Here is a 20,308-nt window from a genome sequence, read left to right on the forward strand (position 1 = left end):
CTAGTCTCGGCTTTTTGTTGATCATTGCTTTATTTATCTTGGAAATGTTTCTTGTTTAAAGTTTTAGCTCCCAGCATACCTGCTAGTAAAGAGATAAGTACTCCGAACCAAGCTTGAACGACCGTGTCCTTTTCGCCAGTTTGTGGTAAGACATTTTTGTTGGTACCTTTAGTTTGCGTTTGTTCTTTGCGTTTATCAGCTGTTGTGCCTGCACCATCCACAACTACCTTGACTGGTACTTCGTCTTGGCTGCCATCTGGATAGGTCACAACTACTGTCCCTTCGTGCACTCCTGGAGTCATTACGTCTAGCGGTGCTTTCCAACTGTACTTCGTGCCTGCTGGTAAGTCTGCTTTATTTGTCACAACGCTTTCAGCTTCGGGGGTCTTGCCTTGGGCTGTCTCTACTTCTTGACTTTGTGGCGTGTATTTTTCGGCATCTGTTAAGGCTTTTTCAGGTGCTTTTACTACCACTTTAACTGGTACCTCGTCTTGACTGCCATCTGGATAGGTCACCACTACTGTTCCTTCGTGTTCTCCTGGGGTTGTTACGTCTAACGGTGCCTTCCAACTGTACTTTGTGCCTGTTGGCAAATCTGACTTATTTGTCACAACACTTTCTGCTTCGGGGGTCTTGCCTGTGTTTGTCGTTACTTCTTGACTTTGTGGCGTGTATTTTTCGGCATCTGTTGACGCTTTTTCAGGTGCTTTTACTACCACTTTAACTGGTACCTCGTCTTGACTGCCATCTGGATAGGTCACAACTACTGTTCCTTTGTGAGATCCTGGGGTTGTCACGTCTAATGGGGCTCTCCAACTGTACTTCGTGCCTGCTGGTAAGTCTGCTTTATTTGTCACAACGCTTTCAGCTTCTGGGTTCTTGCCTTGGGCTGTCTCTACTTCTTGACCTTGTGGCGTGTATTTTTCGGCATCTGTTGGTGCTTTTACTGTTACCTTAACTGGTACCTCGTCTTGACTGCCATCTGGATAGGTCACAACTACTGTTCCTTTGTGAGATCCTGGGGTTGTTACATCTAGAGGAGTTTTCCAGCTGTACTTTGTGCCTGTTGGTAAGTCTGACTTATTTGTCACAACACTTTCTGCTTCGGGGGTCTTGCCTGTGTTTGTCGTTACTTCTTGACTTTGTGGCGTGTATTTTTCGGCATCTGTTGACGCTTTTTCAGGTGCTTTTACTACCACTTTAACTGGTATCTCGTCTTGACTGCCATCTGGATATGTCACCACTACCGTTCCCACATGTTCTCCTGGGGTTGCCACGTCTAATGGCGCTTTCCAGCTATACTTTGTTTCTGTTGGTAAGTCGCCCTTATTGGATACTCCTGATTGAGCCTCTGGAGTCTTGCCTTGGGCTGTCTCTACTTCTTGACCTTGTGGCGTGTATTTTTCAGCATCTGTTAAGGATTTTTCAGGTGCTTTTACCACCACTTTAACTGGCACTTCGTCTTGACTGCCATCTGGATACGTCACCACTACTTTTTCTTCATGTTCTCCTGGAGTCGTTACGTCTAGCGGTGCTTTCCAACTGTACTTCGTGCCTGTTGGTAAGTCTCCTTTATTGACCACTCCTGCCTGAGCTTCTGGAGCCTTGCCTTGATCTGTCTCTACTTCTTGACTTTGTGGCGTATATTTTTCAGCATCTGTTAAGGATTTTTCAGGTGCTTTTACCACCACTTTAACTGGCACTTCGTCTTGACTGCCATCTGGATACGTCACCACTACTGTACCGACATGAGGTCCTGGGGTTGTCACGTCTAACGGTGCTTTCCAGCTGTACTTCGTGCCTGTTGGTAAGTCTCCTTTATTGACCACTCCTGCCTGAGCTTCTGGAACCTTACCTTGGGCTGTCTCTACTTCTTGGCCTTGTGGCGTATATTTTTCAGCATCTGTTGGTGCTTTTACCACCACTTTAACTGGTACCTCGTCTTGACTGCCATCTGGATATGTCACCACTACTGTTCCTTCATGTTCTCCTGGAGTCGTTACGTCTAGCGGTGCCTTCCAACTATATTTTGTTTCTGTTGGTAAGTCGCCTTTATTGACCACTCCTGCCTGAGCTTCTGGAGTTTTGTCTTGATCTGTCTCTACTTCTTGGCCTTGTGGTGTGTATTTTTCGGCATCTGTTGGGGCTTTTACTACCACTTTAACTGGTACTTCATTTTGACTGCCGTCTGGATATGTTACCACTACCGTACCTTTAAGCTCTCTTGGGGTTTCCACGTCTAATGGCGCTTTCCAACTGTACTTCGTGTCTGTTGGTAAGTCGCCTTTATTGGACACTCCTGCCTGAGCTTCTGGTGTCTTTCCTTGGGCTGTCTCTACTTCTTGGCCTTGTGGTGCGTATTTTTCGGCATCTGTTAAGGATTTTTCAGGTGCTTTTACTACCACTTTAACTGGCACTTCATCTTGACTGCCGTCTGGATATGTTACCACTACTGTTCCTTGATGCTGACCTGGGGTTTCCACGTTTAACGGTGCTTTCCAACTATACTTTGTGTCTGTTGGTAAATCCGCTTTATTGGACACTCCTTCCTGGGCTTCTGGTGTCTTTCCTTGGGCTGTCGTTACTTCTTGACTTTGTGGCGTATATTTTTCAGCATCTGTTGGAACTTTTTCAGGTGCTTTTACTACCACTTTAACTGGCACTTCATCTTGGCTGCCATCTGGATACGTCACCACCACTGTGCCTTCTTGCTCTCCTGGAGTTTCCACGTTTAATGGTGCTTTCCAACTATACTTCGTGTCTGTTGGTAAATCAGCTTTATTGGACACCCCTGTTTGAGCTTCTGGTTGTTTTCCTTGATTTGTCTCTACTTCTTGGCCTTGTGGTGCATATTTTTCAGCATCTGTTGGTGCTTTTACTATTACCTTAACTGGTACTTCATCTTGACTGCCGTCTGGATATGTTACCACTACTGTTCCTTCATGCTGACCTGGGGTTTCCACGTCTAACGGTGCTTTCCAACTATACTTCGTGTCTGTTGGTAAATCCGCTTTATTGGACACTCCTGCCTGAGCTTCTGGGGCCTTACCTTGGGCTGTCTCTACTTCTTGGCCTTGTGGCGTATATTTTTCAGCATCTGTTGGCACTTTTCCAGGTGCTTTTACTACCACTTTAACTGGCACTTCATCTTGGCTTCCATCTGGATAGGTTACCACTACTGTAGCTTGACGCGTACCTGGGATTGTCACATCTAACGGAGCCTTCCAACTATATTTTGTGTCTGTAGGTAGCTCAGAAGTATTTGATATCCCCCTTTGTGCTTCTGGTACTTGATTTAATGGAGTAGTCAGTTCCTGCCCCTGTGGTGTGTTGGATTCAGCCATATTAGGAGCAACATTCACTAAAACAGGAACGTTTAGTGTTGTTCCATCAACAAAATCAACACTGACCACCCCTTTAGCTTGGCGATCGGGTCGCGTTAACTCAGGTTTTGTTTTCCAAGCAACACTGGCAACTTCAGCATGATGCGCTGGTGTAAGCTCCTCAGTTTGAACAACATCACTTGCATTAGGTAACGTCTTCTCTAGCCCACTAGTTGCCTGGACATCATTTTTAGCACTAGCACCATACATTGTCATCATTACCGGTAGTTCACCCAGATCAGGGAAACGACCTCCTTTTGGAAAATCGACCAGATCATTTGCTACATTGACCACTGCTGGCAGTGATTCAGTTCCTGTATTAGAGCTATCTTGAGCAACCAAAGGGGACGGTACTTGTTTCCAAGTTACTTTAACACCTACTAAAGCCTTACCTGTAGCTTCATCAGTAAACTCGCCTGCTTTATCTGGAAGATAAACTGCACTTGGCAAATATTTCCCTGTTTTTAGATCTTTAGTATAAACAACTAATTTATTTAATGCTTGCATTGGAGCTGGAACTAATGCTTTATTGCTGGCTTTATGTGTAAATACAGGGCGCCCCTCACCAAGCAATACATTTTCACCATTAAATACTGCTTTAGAATTGCTATCTAGTACTGTTACTGGGGCATAAACGACTACTTTTTGACCACTAGCAAAACTAACTTCGACCGGCACATTATGCATCCCCACACTAGTTGTAGCATTTGGCGTTACTGATAAAGTCCCTGTTGCATCGACTTTCACCCAGTCGCCATCTGTTGCACCTACTTTATAAGTCACATCACCAGGGTTTTCATGCTCAGGGTATGATACTTTTTCACTTTGGACTTCATTTTGTAAAACTACTAAAGGTCTATAAAATGGATGAAAACCATTGAGATCAGTACCAAGCTCTAAATTCGTAGAACTCCACCAGTTAAAATAGTTATTGAAATCATCTTTAGCAGCTTGAGGCGTTTCTTGTTTGAAGCTGACACTTGCTGTTGGAGACAAGCCAAATGGTGTCCCTGTTTGATTTTTATTGAGATAATTCATCGAGAAATCGCCAAACCAATTGACTGATTTCAAATGAGTCAGATCCCACCGATAATCTTTAGCCTGCGAAACTAGACCATTGTTATATTTGACATTGCCTAAAGTTCCGTATTTTACTGGTACACTTTTTCCTTCGTCAGTAGTTAACATTATTTTATTATCCTCAGCTTCTAACCGAAAGAGCATCCCTTTTTGCTCACCCGTACGCACCATCTTAAAAAGCTTTGGTGCCACTAAATTCACTCGATCGGTCGAACTTGTTCCCCACATCGATACCATCCCCAATGGATATATCGGTGAGTGTTCATTATTATTGATCCCTAAGTATGAATAATAATTCAAATTGGAATGTGCTAAACTATCTTTTTGGAGCGCATCTTCTAGCACTACCGAACCATAATCGACATTTAATATACTTGTTCCATTATTTATTCCAGTTCCCCCAAAAGATAATACCGGCGTTGCAGCTTGCTGACTAGTCTCATCTACCTTACGTACAACTTTTAAAAGCGCATCTTGCTTAACCGTCAAATTTCCATGAATATTTCCAACTGTCACATAAGAATTGTTAGAATGATCGCTGCTATTTAAGTTTAATGTGATCACACCTGAATGAGCACCTGCGCCAGTATCATCAAAACCTACATTGGTCACCCCATTGTTATCTTGATAAGTCTCAACAACTAATTTAGAACCTTCATTTAAGATCAGATTATCTGGATTAAAGACAGCGTTCGAAACGCCATGTCCCATCTTAAATACTGCTTGACCTCCTGGTTGTAGGCCAAAATCATGATTATTATGCGTAAAATAAACGCCACGGGTATTAGGCGCTTGTGTCGCATCAACAACTAATTTACCTGTCGATCCCACTACAAGATTATTTTCCTCATTGCCAGAAGCCCCTAAAACAACAGCTCCGACCACACTAGTCGACTTTTTATCTTTAGTAAACGGCTCAACTTTCAACTCACCATCAACTTTAGCATTTCCTTTCGTCACATAGACTGCACTTGAATTATCTACTAGGCCGCTCCAAGAAGCAGATGAAGGGACTTTGACATTTGAAGCTGTCGTCTTTGATCTGACCGTTAACTTAGCTCCTTTTTCAACGTTCAATGAACCGGCTGTCAAATTTTGTAACCGATTGCTATTGGAGTTAGTGGTCGTCAAAACTACATTAGCCCCACTTTTAACCGTAACTTGACCACCTGCCTCAATATTTTTTGCTGTATAACTATTATTTACCTCAGCATTCAGGTCAACATTACCACTAAGATCAACTTTATCGGCTGTTAAATTGGCAGTAGGTGAACTTTCAACATAGCTTGGAGTCACACTTACATCATGCAAATTTACCGTTGCATTAGGTGCATAGGCCAAGACCCCATTGCCTCCTGCTTTGACATTATCAAAGGTAACATTGGCATTTTTACCATTATTTTGAAAACTTACAACACCATATCCATGGGGATCATTGGTCGTCACATTTAGATTTTTAAATGTCAGATCCCACTTATGTTCAGCATCTTCTGTCTTATTGTAAAAATATAGTGATTGATCACCTAAGTTTAGCGTCGTTGTCTTATCATCTACTTTAGACCCCCAAACAGTCACTTTACGCGCGACTTTAGCCTGATCAACATTTACATATTTATCCGTGTCATTAGTAACATCCTTATCTAATACGATCTCGGCTACATTTCTGTCATTTAGCGCAGTTTTTAATTGTGCCATATCAGTTACATGACTAGCATCTTGACTTGGAGTTTGAGAAGTTTGCTCTGGCTCAGTAGGCTGTTTAACTACAGGAGCTTGCTCTGCTGGTGTTTTATCTACTGAAGATGTCGCATCTTTTCGTGATGCTTGCTCTTTTGAGGCTGAAGCATTGGTTTGATCTTTAGTCGTTACTGGATCACTTTGGGCATCTGATAGATCGGCCAAAACATTAGGTGCAGTATAGAAGGCAAATGTTGTCCCAATAAGGACTGATGCCACCCCAACTGTAAACTTTTTGATCGCAAATTTCTGATGTTTCGGTGCTAATTTAGCTGAATAAAGATTTGTATTGTTTTTTGATAACATATTTTTCCCTACCTTTATAGATACTCCCCCTATACGATCCTGCTCAGCTTTGTTATAAAACTTTTATTAAGACAAAACAACTCTTTAAACCACATAATTGTCGTTTTGTTCTATAAAAATTATTTTATACAACAATTAGTAGTTTGTATAAAACATTAAATATTTATAAATTTATTATTTATCGTGAAAATAGGCTCTACAGGCAAACCTAACACTATGTAATTATTGAGCTCCATAAGAAAAAAAGTACCACCCAAATAAGCTCAAGCTATCTTCATAAAACTCTTTATAACACTGCTACGCTATTCTTTATCTTCTTTTTTCTGATAAACAGGTGATCCTAAAGCGATCGGTATTTGTCGTATATAATCAGTTTAAGTCAAAACTTCTTATGGTATTCTTGTTTGACTCGCTTTTCTCTGGTGAACTATCTTTTCATATGGTACTGGTGTATCTTTATTTGGATCGGTGATAGGATATAACTACCCAATTCTTGATAAAGCATAGGTGCCTGTTTTAGTACATTCAGTAACTTTACCATCTGTGCATTTGTTTTAAAGCATCAGTTTTACTTTCTGTTTCTACATTTTGTTGATGATTTATAGTCGGTTCGACTGCACAAATCATATATTGTTTTATATTAAATTTTAAAATCAAAAGCTAACCCAAAGATCAGAATAAAGACACAAAAGTCCTTAGTCATGGATCTCTATCCATAACTAAGGACTTTTAATACAGAGTTATTTATTTTTTCTATCAACTGATCATTTAATAATAGATCTCAGATAGCTTTGCGAATTTTTACTCCCATTCGATCGTTGCTGGTGGCTTAGAAGTGATGTCATAGACGACGCGGTTGACGTGGGCCACTTCGTTTACGATCCGCACTGAGATCTCTTGTAATACATCCCATGGGATCTTCGCAAAATCAGCCGTCATCCCATCGATCGAAGTCACGGCACGGATACCGACTGTATAGTCATAAGTCCGACCATCACCCATCACACCCACAGAACGGATCCCTGGTAACACTGTGAAATATTGCCAGATCTCTTTATCGAGACCGTGTTTTGCGATCTCTTCACGTAAGATGAGATCAGAATCACGCACGATCTGTAATTTTTCTTCGGTGATCTCACCAATAACACGGATCCCAAGACCTGGACCTGGGAATGGTTGACGCCAAACAAGTTCGTGTGGCATGCCTAATTTTTCACCTAATTCGCGGACTTCATCTTTGAATAATGTGTTCAATGGTTCGATCAATTCGAATTGCATATCTTCTGGCAAACCACCAACGTTATGGTGGGATTTGATCGTTTGAGCTGTATCAGTACCTGATTCGATCACGTCAGTATAAAGAGTTCCCTGAGCTAAGAAATCGATACCCTTGAGTTTAGTTGCTTCATCATCAAAGACACGAATAAATTCATTACCGATGATCTTACGCTTTTGTTCCGGATCAGAAACGCCAGCTAATTTATCCATAAAACGTTCTTTAGCATCAACTTTAATGATGTTTAAGCCAAATTTTCCGCCTAAACTTTCCATAACTTGTTCAGCTTCACCTTTACGCAACAAGCCATGATCAACAAAGATCGAAGTCAACTGGTCACCGATCGCTTTGTGCAACAAGACCCCAACAACAGACGAATCGACCCCACCAGAAAGACCAAGCAAGACTTTACGATCACCGACTTGTTCCCTGATCTTAGCGATCTGCATGTCGATAAAGTCTTCCATTGACCAGTTATCACGCGCACCACAAACATCAAACGCAAAGTGACGCAAGATATCATTACCGTATTCACTGTTGCGTACTTCGGGGTGGAATTGTAATGCATAGAAATTCTTGGCTGTGTTAGCCATTGCTGAAATTGGGCAGTTTGCACTTGTTGCTGTAACTTCAAACCCAGCTGGAACTTCTGTCACCAAGTCACCGTGACTCATCCATACTGTTTGTTCCTTAGGTAGATCTTTGAACATCACTGCATCTGCATCCGCTACTGTGATCTCTGCTTTACCGTATTCTTTATTATCAGCAGCTTCGACTTTGCCCCTAAGTTCTTGAGTCATAAGTTGCATCCCATAGCAGATACCAAGCACTGGGATCCCTAAATCAAAGATCTCAGGATCGACTTTAAATGCTCCTTCATCGTAGACACTGTTTGGACCACCAGAGAAAATAATTCCCTTAGGTGCCATTCGTTTGATCTCTTCAGCCGTGATCTTGTGTGATAATAATTCAGAATAGATCCCGAATTCACGGATCCGACGAGTGATCAATTGGTTATATTGGCTCCCAAAGTCCAATACAATGATCTTGTCAAAAGCTTGCATGTCAACATTAGCCAAGATATTCACCTCATCATAAAATTTTTGCATGTATTATCTTACATTGTACTCATTGAGTTAAGCTGGGTCAATCGTTTTTCACGTACATTTTTCATGAATTTAATTAAATTTTAGCTAGAATCCGAATGAACCAGTACTAGTATTTGCGTAACATCAACTCATTTATCAAATGATTTTTCCCTTTAACGATGATCAGGTCGGCACGATTTCTAGTGGGTAAGATATAATCGTGCAGATTAGGGTGATCGATCTCATCCCAGACTTTAGCTGCCATCTTAAATGCTTTTTTACGATCGCCTAAAGTATAAGGATAGTAATAATTCTTAGGATCTTTAAATGCGGTATCTAACAGCAACCCGAAGCGTTCCAAATACCACTGTTTGATATCTTCTTCTTTAGCATCGACATAAATAGAAAAATCAAAGAAATCACTCACATAGATCTTTTGCTTACTTGGCAGTTGCAAAACGTTGATCCCTTCAACGATCAAAATATCAGGCGAAGCGATCTCTTCATATTCACCCGAAATGATATCGTAGACCTCATGTGAATAGACTGGTGCCTTAGCAGGCAAATTATTTTTAACATCATTGATGAAACTGATCAACCGTTCCATATCATAGCTTTCAGGAAAGCCCTTGCGACTCATCAAGCCTTTTTTCTTTAACACCTTATTGGAGTATAAAAAGCCATCCGTTGTGATCAATTCAATTTTTTTAGCAGGATAAACTTCGCTGAGTAATGTCTTTAACAAACGGGCCGTTGTACTTTTACCTACTGCTACTGAGCCTGCGATCCCTAAGATAAAGGGGACTTTGTGCGGGCGTATCCCTAAAAAATTCGCCTGATCATCTTGGAGCTTTTGATGAGTAGTCACAAACATCTTGAGCAAATGGATCAACGGCATGTAAATATCAGCCACATCTGTGGTCGAAATACGGTCATTTAACGATTTTATCTTTTGCAGTTCAGCCTCAGTCAAGGGGGTGATATGGTCTTTATAAAAGCCACTCCACTCTTTGCGTGAGATCTTATAGTAATTTATTTGATTTTCCATGCGTATTATTTCCTTGTATAGCGTTTTCTATCTTATAATAGACAATTATAGCACGGATTTTATATAAATTTACTAATAAAGGAAGCGGAAACATGACTAAAGTAGTATTATTCGGTGATAGTTTAACAGCAGGCGTAGTTGATGGTCATCCTAGCCCCATCTTTACCCGACTTTTAGAGGATAAATTCCCTGATGTTGAGTTCATCAACCGTGGTTTACCCGGCGATCAAACACGTAATGCCTGCAAAAGGCTGCGCGAGGATGTCTTAAATGAAGTCCCCGATATCGTAGTGATCTTCTTTGGCACCAATGATGTTTCCAGTAAAGATGTCTTCTTAGCTAATTACCACAACAATTTAGCTTATATGCTGACTTGCATCAGCCCTAACAAATGTCTTTTAGTAACGCCTGGGATCGCAGGACCAACACGAGCCAATCTGCGCCCGCTTTCTAAGATGGAGCAATATGCTAAAGAGACTTTGACAGTCGCCAATGAATTTAAGATCCCAGCTTTAGATTGGTTTGAGTTCTGCAAAGATAAAGATCCAAAAGAACTACTACAAGCAGATGATCTGCACTACTCTGAGATGGCATATCGGCAACTCGTCGAGCAACTCACCCCACTACTAAAAAATAAACTAGATAGTCTAAGTTGATAAAAAGGAACGCTGAAGATCTCAGTGTTCCTTTTTATTACCATACAACCATGAGCCAACACCAGCTAAAATTATGCTAGCCAAAAAGAAGATCGCTCCTGGTGCCAAGTACTGAAATAAGGTACCAAAGAAAAACAGCCCTAGCGGAGAAGCTAGTTCTAATATTGCAGCAGAGGTAGCATTGATACGACCTTGTTTTTCCATAGCTACTTCAGTGCGCATGTGTAGTGCATAAGGAACATTTGCTAAACAGATCGCTAGCCCTAGCAAAAATAAACTCACCGTAAAGACTGTACTCACAAGTAAAGTGCTTTTATACAAAAGGACGGTCGCCATAGCTAGCAAAGAAATGACCATCAAAAATGAGACTTTTGCCGTAAAACGACATTTTCCTTGCGCTACTTTGACATTTCCCATCAAAACAGAACCAACGATCATCCCCAAAGCTAAACTAGACATGATCCACCCATAGGTATGTGCACTTACACCAAGATCTTTGACTAAAACTATCGGATCACCTACCTCTACTGCGGTCAAGACTAGATTCGCTACTACTCCAAAAATAAGTAGCGTTCTCAGTAGCCGATCTTCTTTGATATATCCCATTCCAGCAACGATACCTGATAATATATTTTCTTGTTTATCGGTCCTAGCTTCTCTTCCAAATGCCTTAAAATCTAACCGTAACAAGCTAAAAAAGACCAATGCTTCACCAACGATCTCGCAAAACATTATCTGCCTCAGTGTAAATATCGGATATAAAACACCACCTAAGATCGGAGCTACTAACATCATCAAAGCAGAGATCGTTTGTTCACCTACGATCAGCTTTTGATGATCAGCCTTAGCCACTAAGTTCAAGGTAGAGGCTTTATATGCGATCGTTTGAAAATCATCATATAATGTCAACCAAAAGGCTATGGTACCTGCAATGATCACGCTACCAAGAGGCGTTTGAAACCTTGTAAATAACAACATACTTAAACTTACGATCAAAATACTGCTAAGTTGTGCCCCTAATGCGATATTCTTATGTGGATATCTATCTACCATCTGTCCAACTAGCGGACTTCCTAAGATAGTCGCTAACGGCCCTAACATCAAGATCAATGAAAATGAAAAGCTCGAATCTGTCACTTTTAAGACATAAAGACTTAAAATAAAGTTAAATATCCCACTGCTAAAATTCCCAATAAAATAGCTTCCAAGCGATAAATGCAGTTGCTTTTTAGAAAAATCTCCTGTTTTCCCCATAAATTCTCCCCCAATATGACTTTAATAAGTCAATAATATCACCCCGCCTCCTAAAAGACAATGTTTTTATCATTAAATTTTTATCAGTTTTTAATTTTATCTATAAACTTGAAATCATCTCTCCGTCAAAAAAGGCGGTGTTTCATCACGAAACACCGCTTTTAACTCAACGTTTGATCAAATGATATAAATTTTTATCCACAGTCTCAAATAATGGGGATAACTCTTTTAGTGCCAAGATATCCAGTTGATGCATCGCCCGTGAACAGATCGTGTAGACCAGTTGCCGTTCGCTTTCATCATGATAATTTTTTTGATCGGCATTCCACATGATGACTGCATCAAATTCAAGCCCCTTAGCTAAATAAGAAGGTACGATCAAAGTTCCAGGAACTAAACGTTGATTTTCCGTCCGGATCAAAGTCGTTTGGACACCTTTGGCTTGTAATAAGGTAAAGAGCGCTTCACATTCTGCTAAACTCTTCCCGATGATCGCTGTCGTTTGTTTAGCAGCATCATTTTTAGCTAAAATATCCACAACATCGTTCACTAAAGCAGCTTTGTCCTGGTCAACAATGATCGTTGGTTTCTTCCCATTGCGTTCAAAAGCCGTCACTTTTTCACCATTGACTAAAACTTCCTTCGTAAAGTCCGTGATCTGTTGGGTCGAACGATATGAAGTCGTCAACTGCACGACTTTTGTCTTTTCTTTTGGAAACATTGTGCCAAGCTCGCTCAAAAGCGTATGACTATTTTCCTTCGTAAAGATCGCTTGGTTCAGATCACCAAGCATTGTAAATTTAGCCCGTGGAAATTCAGCTTTGAGATACGCTAATTGAAAGGCCGTATAGTCTTGGATCTCATCAATAAAGACATGCTTGATATCACGTTCGCCCTTTTTACCCGTGATCCGATCATATAAGTAAAGATATGGCGTTACATCGGTCAAAGATAAACGACGCTGTTTAAGCATGCTGATCGTCTTTTCGATACCTGCTTCCCACGCTGTTTTAGTCAGCTCAAACTCACTTAGCTCTAGCATTTCTGGCACACTACGTAAGAAATGCACATATTGCGCATTGATATTTAAGAAGCGATTTCTCATGATCGCCACTTGGATCTTTTTATAGTCTTGCATGACATATTGGCGCGCTAAGAAATTCAGTTCTTTATCGCCATTTTCAAAATTCCGCGGCCGATCGCCATACAACTCATTTAATTGCTGTTGTGACAGATCTTGGACCGCTTTTTGGACTTCATCAGTTTTTGCTGCTTGAGCAACTTTAGAATTTAGCCGCTTGATCAAAGCTTCCTTAGTCGCACTCAAGCGATTTCCCAGATGATAATTTTCATTAAAGCTGTAGTAGATATCTCTGATTTCTTTTTTGGAGAAGAAAATTTCACCATTGTGCATGATGTTTTTGAAACGCATGCCATTTTTTTCAAGGTAATTACTGTAAGCTGTCGCAACTTTGAAAAATTTCAAACTATCCTTGACCGCCTTGATCTTTTGGTCGATACCTTGGTTTTCTTCTTCAAAACGTTCTTTGAGTGTTTCGACTCGAACTTTTGGTAAACGCCGATTGGTGAATTGATGATAAGTCATCTGCACCATATTTTGTTCCCCTAATTCAGGTAAAACTTGGTCGATATAGTCATTGAACAACTGGTTTGGTGAAAAAAGCACCACTTGACCAGAATTGAGGTTGCCCCGATAGCGATACAATAGATACGCTACTCGTTGTAAAACAGCTGAGGTCTTACCTGAACCAGCTGCCCCTTGAACAAATAACAATTCTGAGTCAGTATCGCGGATGATCTTATTTTGTTCTTTTTGAATGGTCGTCACGATACTTTTCATCTTCGTATCGGACCCTTCATCTAAAACCTCTAACAACATCTGATCACCCACAGTCTCATCCGTATCAAATAACGTTACGATCTTACCGTCTTCGACCATGAATTGGCGTTTTAATTCGAGTTCGACTTCACGCTTGCCGACAGGTGTCGTGTACTCAACTTTTCCTAGTCCGCCATCATAGTAAACACTTGAGATCGGTGCCCGCCAGTCATAGACTAAAAAGCGATCTTTTTCATCAGAAAATGAAGCCAACCCGATATAAAGCTTTTCTTGCTTTTGTTCACCTTGTTCTTTGATGTCGACCCGGGCAAAATATGGCTTTTGCTCCATCTTTTCGAGCACATCTAAACGTTTGGCGGCTTGCGTTTTGTTATTTTCTCGTTCGGCTAATTGTTGTTGTTGTTGGCGCACAGTCAAAGCGGTCTCCATCATCCCCGAATAAGTTCCCGTCTTGATACGGAGATTATTCTTGAAATCATCTTGGATCGCTTGCGTATCGCTTTTAGCAGTAGCGATATTTTTTTGCGCCTTTTTTTGCGCTTTCTTGATCTGAGCGACTACCCGATCCATGCGTTGTTGTTCTTGTTGCTTAATACTTTCAGCCATTATTTACCCTCCGCACAAACAAATTTTCGATATTCTATTGTAGCATATCTAATTTTCTTTGTCGTGTTTTTGAACTTAGAGAAATGATTGTGTATAATAGAACAAACGTTTTCTAAGGAGGAAATTTCATGTCAGTTTCTGTACTGATAGTTACGTTTGCTGCTTTTATCACACCAATGATCTTACAGCGCTTTAAGATCAGTGTTTTACCGACTGCTGTGGCTGAAGTACTCGTTGGGATCGTGCTTGGCAAAAGTGGCTTTGACCTCGTGCAAACTGAAGGTATCTTAAGCTTTCTTTCAAATTACGGGGTCATCTTCTTACTTTTCTTGAGTGGGATGGAGATCGACTTTTCTATTTTCAAGAAAAATAACGGACCACTTACCCCACTGGCACGCAAAAAAGCCGCCAATGCGCCCTCGACTTCACCCGTTCAAGTCGCTGCTGTTGCCTATGGGGGAAGCTTACTAATGGCACTAGCCTTAGCTTTGCTCTTTAAATTTTTTGGTCTATTTAGCAACTTTATCTTAGCTGCGATCTTATTTTCGACCGTTGCTTTAGGGGTCGTGATCGCTGTTTTAAAGGAAAATGAATTACTAAATAAACCACTCGGACAAACCTTGCTTTTGATCGCTGTCTTAGGTGAAGTCGTACCTTTGCTTTGTTTGACGGTCTATAGTTCTTTTGTCTCAGGTAAAGGTGAAAGTGCGTGGTTGATCTTCTTACTTTTCATCGTCGGAGCCCTGATCTTCAAACGCTTCCGCAGTTTTTTCACATCCCTAGATAAGATCAACAAATCTACGACTCAGATCGATATCCGCTTGGCATTGTTAGTCATTACTACCTTAGTCGTCTTAGCTGAATCTGTTGGTGCTGAAGATATCTTAGGGGCCTTTATCGCCGGGATCGTGATCAAATTGCTCCAACCAGCACATAGTACCCAAGAAAAACTCGATGCGATCGGCTATGGTGTTTTTATCCCGTTCTTTTTCATTTTAACAGGAGCTAAGATCAATATTCCTGAACTCCTTGCTTCACCTAAGACTTTGATCTTGATCCCGTTGTTTTTTGCCGCTTATGTCTTGGCAAAAGCCCCAGCTTACTTGGGATTGCGTCAACGCTTCAAACGGATCAATGCTTTAGCCGGGGCGATGCTTTCCCAAACAACGATCACACTAGTCTTAGCGACGTTGACCGTTGCTCAGAATCTAAAAGTCATCTCGAGTGAACAATCTGGGGCTTTCATCTTAGCCGCTGTGGTCAGTTGTATCTTAGGGCCACTAGTCTTTAATAAACTGCATAAACCTGAACCAGAAGATCTCAAAAAGACCAAAGTTACGATCATCGGGGTCAACTTGGTCACGATCAACACCGCTGAACAGCTAAATGAAGACTGGTATGATATCCAGATGTATACTAACTGGAAAAAAAATTACCAAACTTACGATTACCGTTCCAATGTGCACTTAGTTGAGAGCCTTGAGCCAAAAGACCTCATCAAAGAACAGATCTTTGACACTGACATCTTAGTCTTAGGGCACTCTGATGTTGATATCAACTATTCTTTGGCTTTAGCTGCTAAAGAATACGGGGTTGACCGTGTCTTGACTCGCATCCAAAATAGTGACCCAACTAGCATGGCAGAAATGGACAAACGCCTGTCTGACGCAGGGGTCGAGTTCTTTACGACCTTTGCTACCACAGTTGGCATGATGCGGGCAATCATCGAGTCCCCATCAACGCTTGATCTGATCACCGGCGATTCACGCTTATATGAAGTCGTTGTCCGCAACGCCAAATTTGCTGGGCTTGAATTACGCAAATTACCATTTATCAAAGAGATCACGGTCAGCCGAATCTTTAGGCACCGTAAAGCGATCCCGGTCAATGGTAACACCCAGATCCAAGTGGGCGACCATCTATTGTTCTCGGCTAACAAAGACGTTGTTAATGATATCCGTAAAAAGATCAGTAAGTTAAATGATTATGAATAAAGAAATGAGGCTGGGGAAAAACTACTTAGTTACCAATTATCAATATAGAAATCCGAACCATAATTTTTGATTTTTTCAAAAATGGTGGGTGTACACTTTCTGGTATGGATGGAAATGCCATACCAGTTTTTTTGCGTAAAAAAACACTCCCCACATTTCTGTAGGAAGTGTTGTACGGGTCATCCATATCAGTTGACGGACATCCCGATATGGTAACAATATTTAGCCACTTATTTTATTTTTTTATCGTTTTCTATTAACTATCAAGCTTGCCCCCAGCAGACTTGCAACTCCCGCTACAAGCACTCCTGCGATCAAGCTTAGGTTAGCATTTGCGTCCCCTAATTGCGGCAAGCTTTGTTTTTCATCGCTGGCGTTAGTATGAGCTGGCGCTTTGTCACTTTCTTGCTTGATATGCGGGCTAAAACCTTTAGCGCTCCCCTGCTCTAGTTCTGATTTCGAAGCGGTAGTATCAACCACAGGATCAGCAGCTATCACCGTGATCTTCACTACTACTTCTTCTTTTGCCCCATTTGGATAAGTTACGATAAGCGTGCCGAATTTTGCACCAATTGTGGTAGTATCGACTTTTTCTTTCCAAGCATACTTCGTATTGGACGGTAACTCCTCTTTATTGGCGATTGCTCCAGGGGCAACAGGATCTTCATTTACCCTGACTGTCAGATCTTTAGCTTTTGGCACATACGTAACTATACCTGCATCAGTTTCTTTTAGTGGCTCATACGTTGCTTGGTAACGCACTGTCTTGAATTTAGGGGCATATCCTTTTAAGCCTAAGCGACTAAGATTGTCAACTTCATCTGAGATCAAGCTCCAGTTTTTCAATTTATACCCCGCTAAAACAGGGCTCTCAACGTTAGCTAGCTCTGTTTGAGTTGGTAAGGCTGCATATAGCTCAGCCGGATCTATATTTTGGCTTTTCACCAAGTTGAGTGTCGCACTCCCATTTTGAAATCTGCCTTCACCCGCTTCATATTGTGGCCCGATCACGGTCCCACTATTATCTGTTTTCATCAACTTAAAAACTTCTGGTTTAGCGACGATCGCTACAGCTCCTTGGCGGTTATTGAGCGCTCCGGCTAAACTAGCCCGCACTTTTTCGCTTGAGTTTGAAATATCAAGGTTGGCTAGATTGACTAACCGCAATTTAGGGCTCCGATCAAAAGCAAAAACATTCGGCTTATCGCTGCTATAGGAGTGATCTTTTAGCTTGCTAATATCAAAATTGCTTAAATTTAAAGCCTCCAAGTTTTTTGTCTCATAAAACATCGAACCCATGTCACGTACATTGTATGTCTCAAAATTACTTAGATCTAACTCCTTTAGTTCCTCCATCGACGAAAACATGCCAGACATATCAGTCACCTTGCGTGTATCAAAATTGCTGACATCCAGCTCCTTTAGTTTAGGTAAATTCGCAAACATACGGCGCATATCAGTCACCTGAGACGTGTTAAAATGACTGACATCCAGTTTTTCTAAACTCTCCGCGTGGGCAAACATACTTTCCATGTCAGTCACCTTGCTAGTATCAAAATGACTGACATCCAATTTTTTTAGCTCATACAGACTGCCAAACATCGCGACCATATTCTCTACATTATGCGTATCAAAATTACCTAGCTCCAACGTTTTTAAACCACTCATACCGAAAAACATGCCAGACATATCGGTAACCTTGCTAGTATCAAAACTGCTTAGATCCAGATGTTCTAGCTTGTCTGAAACCCAAAACATACTACTCATATCAGTCACATTATGCGTATCAAGTCCACTTAAATTCAGACTTTTCGCATAGGGCATGTGATCAAATGCACCATGCATATTGACCACTTTCGACGTATCTAAACCTGATAAATCAAGACTTTCCACATCTATATCGGAAAAACTCAAATGCGGATTATCATAAAGCACTTTTTTACCATCTGATGTCTTTAAGATATTAAAATGCGTTGGCGCATTCCGATATAAAAAGCGAATGAGGAAAACTGGGACATCCCAAGCAGCTACGACCGTATAATCTTGATAACGTGGGTCAGAAACTCTCCCTGTTATCGTGAGTTCAGGACCTGTTCCCTTATACATGGTCAAGCGGATCTGTTTATCGGCTACATTGACGTCGTATTCCCAATCATCTAAAGAAAATGTGTCAGCTGTGCTTGTTTCTTTTGGTGGCGCAAGTTCACTTAAATAAGCTGCAGTTGAACCATCATCTTCAGCTTGGCGTTCAGTATTCACTGTTGCTGGAGCCGCCAAAGTTTCAGGTTGTTCCGTTGTTTGACTAGCATCAGCTTGCTCAGTTAGCTCTAGTTTCGCTTCCGCTATCTCATCGGTAGACTTTTCCTCTGTAACAGGCGCTGTGGTCAAAACGACTTCATTTTCTGTGACATTAGTCCCCACTTCATCACCTAAAACGTTTTGCCTAGCTCCCATAAACGCTATTCCGATCAAGACTGATGTCGTGATGAGTCCGATCCTTTTGATGCAATATTTTCGACTCACATCACTGTACTTTTTACTGTATTCCCATTTATTTTTTCTCGATAACATAAAAAACTCTCCTTATTTTTTTAGCTTTAATTTACAATTCAAATGCAAGGCATACGGCAAAAAAAGAGACTCATTGCCTCAACTCCAAGTACAATGAAAAAACCACTAATTCATTAAGGAGTGATAAGAACTACCACTACCCATAAGGATCCTTTCCTAATGACATTTTATCTTAGGCAGACAACAATATCGAAAGATATCTCAAAATTTATTATCACTGAAGCAATTATATTTGCTTCAAATCTTATATTACGAGGAGTTAAGCTAATGACTATATAAACATTTTACACTAAAGGATAGAGAATTGATACTTTATCTATCAAAAAATAGCTATGCAGATCGGATATTCTAAAAGTACTATCAGTCGTGAAATATCACGTAATGGTGGTAAAGAGAAATATTCTATCGTAAATGCCCAAAATAGATATCAACAAAAGCGAAAAAAGTGCCGTAAGCCTCGAATATTATCCGAGGAATCATTACGTAGACTAGTGATAAAATATATTGTCATAATCTTATTGCTTGGAGTTAACTTCAAGTCAAGTAAAAAAACTAAATTTTTTCACCCGTCAACAAAACCGCTTTCATGCTATAATAGAAACAAATATATTGGTCACGGGAGGAAACTTTTATGGCATACTCGCTCTACTTTGTCCGCCATGGACAGACCTATCTCAACCGTTACAACAAGATCCAAGGCTGGTGTGATTCGCCTTTGACTCCAAAAGGGATCGAAGATGGGCATCAAGCTGGTAAAAGACTAGCACACTTAAACTTTGCGCATGCTTTTCACAGCGACACGAATCGCGCCGCGCGGACATGTCGCTATATCCTAGAAGAAAATGTTGCTAGTGCTGAAGAGCTGATCCCTACAGCTTTGCCTGATTTTCGCGAGCAAAATTTTGGTTACTTTGAAGGCAGTGATACCAGTCAGGCTTGGCTGATGATCGGAGCCGATCACGGGTGTCGGACTTTTAACGATATCATCACCAAATACTCGATCGAAAAAGCACGTGATTTTACCAAGGAAGCCGATCCTTTCCATGATGCAGAAAACAATACCGAATACTGGCAACGCTTAGACCGTGGATTTGCATATCTCGATCAGATCGCAAACGATGGCGATAAGATCTTGCTTGTCGCGCATTCAACTTTGATCCGTAGCCTGACTTCACATTTTGCTCCTGAGATCGACATCACCGTCAGTCCCAAGAATGGTTCAGTTACTCGCTTTGATGTTGACGATAACGGGCAGATCAAACTCGCCTACTTCAATCGATACCAAGATGACGCTAAATATTAAGCAAAAAAGATCTCCGAAAATTTCAGAGATCTTTTTTATCTTACTGATAATTGTAAAGAGATCTTTCGTAAAATTCGTTGTGCTAGATACATCATTCCAAGTGTAAGCAAGAGATCCACCAAAATAGGTAGTGGCTCAAAAAAGC

Annotated in this window: 9 protein-coding genes; 3 read left to right on the top strand and 6 right to left on the bottom strand. The window is 41.0% G+C overall.

Annotation, left to right across the window (positions count from 1 at the left end):
• Nucleotides 1-29 precede the first annotated feature (29 nt).
• From CPS94_RS07665 to coaA, 3 genes are all read right to left on the bottom strand, one after another.
• On the bottom strand, nucleotides 30-6,506 hold the full coding sequence (locus CPS94_RS07665) for a Rib/alpha-like domain-containing protein (RefSeq protein WP_112193448.1): 6,477 nt from the start codon (nucleotides 6,504-6,506) through the stop codon (nucleotides 30-32).
• An 801-nt stretch (nucleotides 6,507-7,307) separates the two neighbouring features.
• Nucleotides 7,308-8,861 carry a glutamine-hydrolyzing GMP synthase gene (guaA, locus tag CPS94_RS07670; RefSeq protein ID WP_112195895.1) on the bottom strand — a complete coding sequence of 518 codons (1,554 nt, stop codon included), beginning with the start codon at nucleotides 8,859-8,861 and terminating at the stop codon, nucleotides 7,308-7,310.
• Nucleotides 8,862-8,997: 136 nt separating this feature from the next.
• Nucleotides 8,998-9,918 carry a type I pantothenate kinase gene (gene coaA / locus CPS94_RS07675; RefSeq protein WP_112286461.1) on the bottom strand — a complete coding sequence of 307 codons (921 nt, stop codon included), beginning with the start codon at nucleotides 9,916-9,918 and terminating at the stop codon, nucleotides 8,998-9,000.
• 92 nt (nucleotides 9,919-10,010) lie between these two features.
• On the opposite strand from coaA, the gene CPS94_RS07680 reads away from it, so the two are divergent.
• On the top strand, nucleotides 10,011-10,574 hold the full coding sequence (locus CPS94_RS07680) for a GDSL-type esterase/lipase family protein (RefSeq protein ID WP_004050564.1): 564 nt from the start codon (nucleotides 10,011-10,013) through the stop codon (nucleotides 10,572-10,574).
• Between the two features lie 21 nt (nucleotides 10,575-10,595).
• Here the strand turns inward: CPS94_RS07680 and CPS94_RS07685 are convergent, their stop codons facing one another.
• Complete coding sequence (locus tag CPS94_RS07685) at nucleotides 10,596-11,828, bottom strand: MFS transporter (RefSeq protein ID WP_112286462.1); 1,233 nt, start codon at nucleotides 11,826-11,828, stop codon at nucleotides 10,596-10,598.
• 166 nt (nucleotides 11,829-11,994) lie between these two features.
• Nucleotides 11,995-14,295 (bottom strand): RNA polymerase recycling motor HelD, encoded by a 2,301-nt coding sequence (gene helD / locus CPS94_RS07690; RefSeq protein ID WP_112193454.1) that lies wholly within the window; start codon nucleotides 14,293-14,295, stop codon nucleotides 11,995-11,997.
• A 128-nt stretch (nucleotides 14,296-14,423) separates the two neighbouring features.
• On the opposite strand from helD, the gene CPS94_RS07695 reads away from it, so the two are divergent.
• Nucleotides 14,424-16,289, top strand: coding sequence for a monovalent cation:proton antiporter family protein (locus CPS94_RS07695; RefSeq protein ID WP_112193456.1), 1,866 nt, complete (start codon nucleotides 14,424-14,426; stop codon nucleotides 16,287-16,289).
• Between the two features lie 243 nt (nucleotides 16,290-16,532).
• Here the strand turns inward: CPS94_RS07695 and CPS94_RS07700 are convergent, their stop codons facing one another.
• On the bottom strand, nucleotides 16,533-18,860 hold the full coding sequence (locus tag CPS94_RS07700) for a BspA family leucine-rich repeat surface protein (protein WP_112286463.1): 2,328 nt from the start codon (nucleotides 18,858-18,860) through the stop codon (nucleotides 16,533-16,535).
• A 631-nt stretch (nucleotides 18,861-19,491) separates the two neighbouring features.
• Between CPS94_RS07700 and CPS94_RS07705 the strand changes: the two genes are divergently transcribed.
• Nucleotides 19,492-20,163: a histidine phosphatase family protein gene (locus tag CPS94_RS07705; RefSeq protein ID WP_112193460.1), complete on the top strand. Its 672-nt coding sequence runs from the start codon at nucleotides 19,492-19,494 to the stop codon at nucleotides 20,161-20,163.
• Nucleotides 20,164-20,308 lie beyond the last annotated feature (145 nt).

It is taken from the genome of Ligilactobacillus murinus (genome assembly GCF_003288115.1).
Lineage (GTDB): Bacteria > Bacillota > Bacilli > Lactobacillales > Lactobacillaceae > Ligilactobacillus > Ligilactobacillus murinus.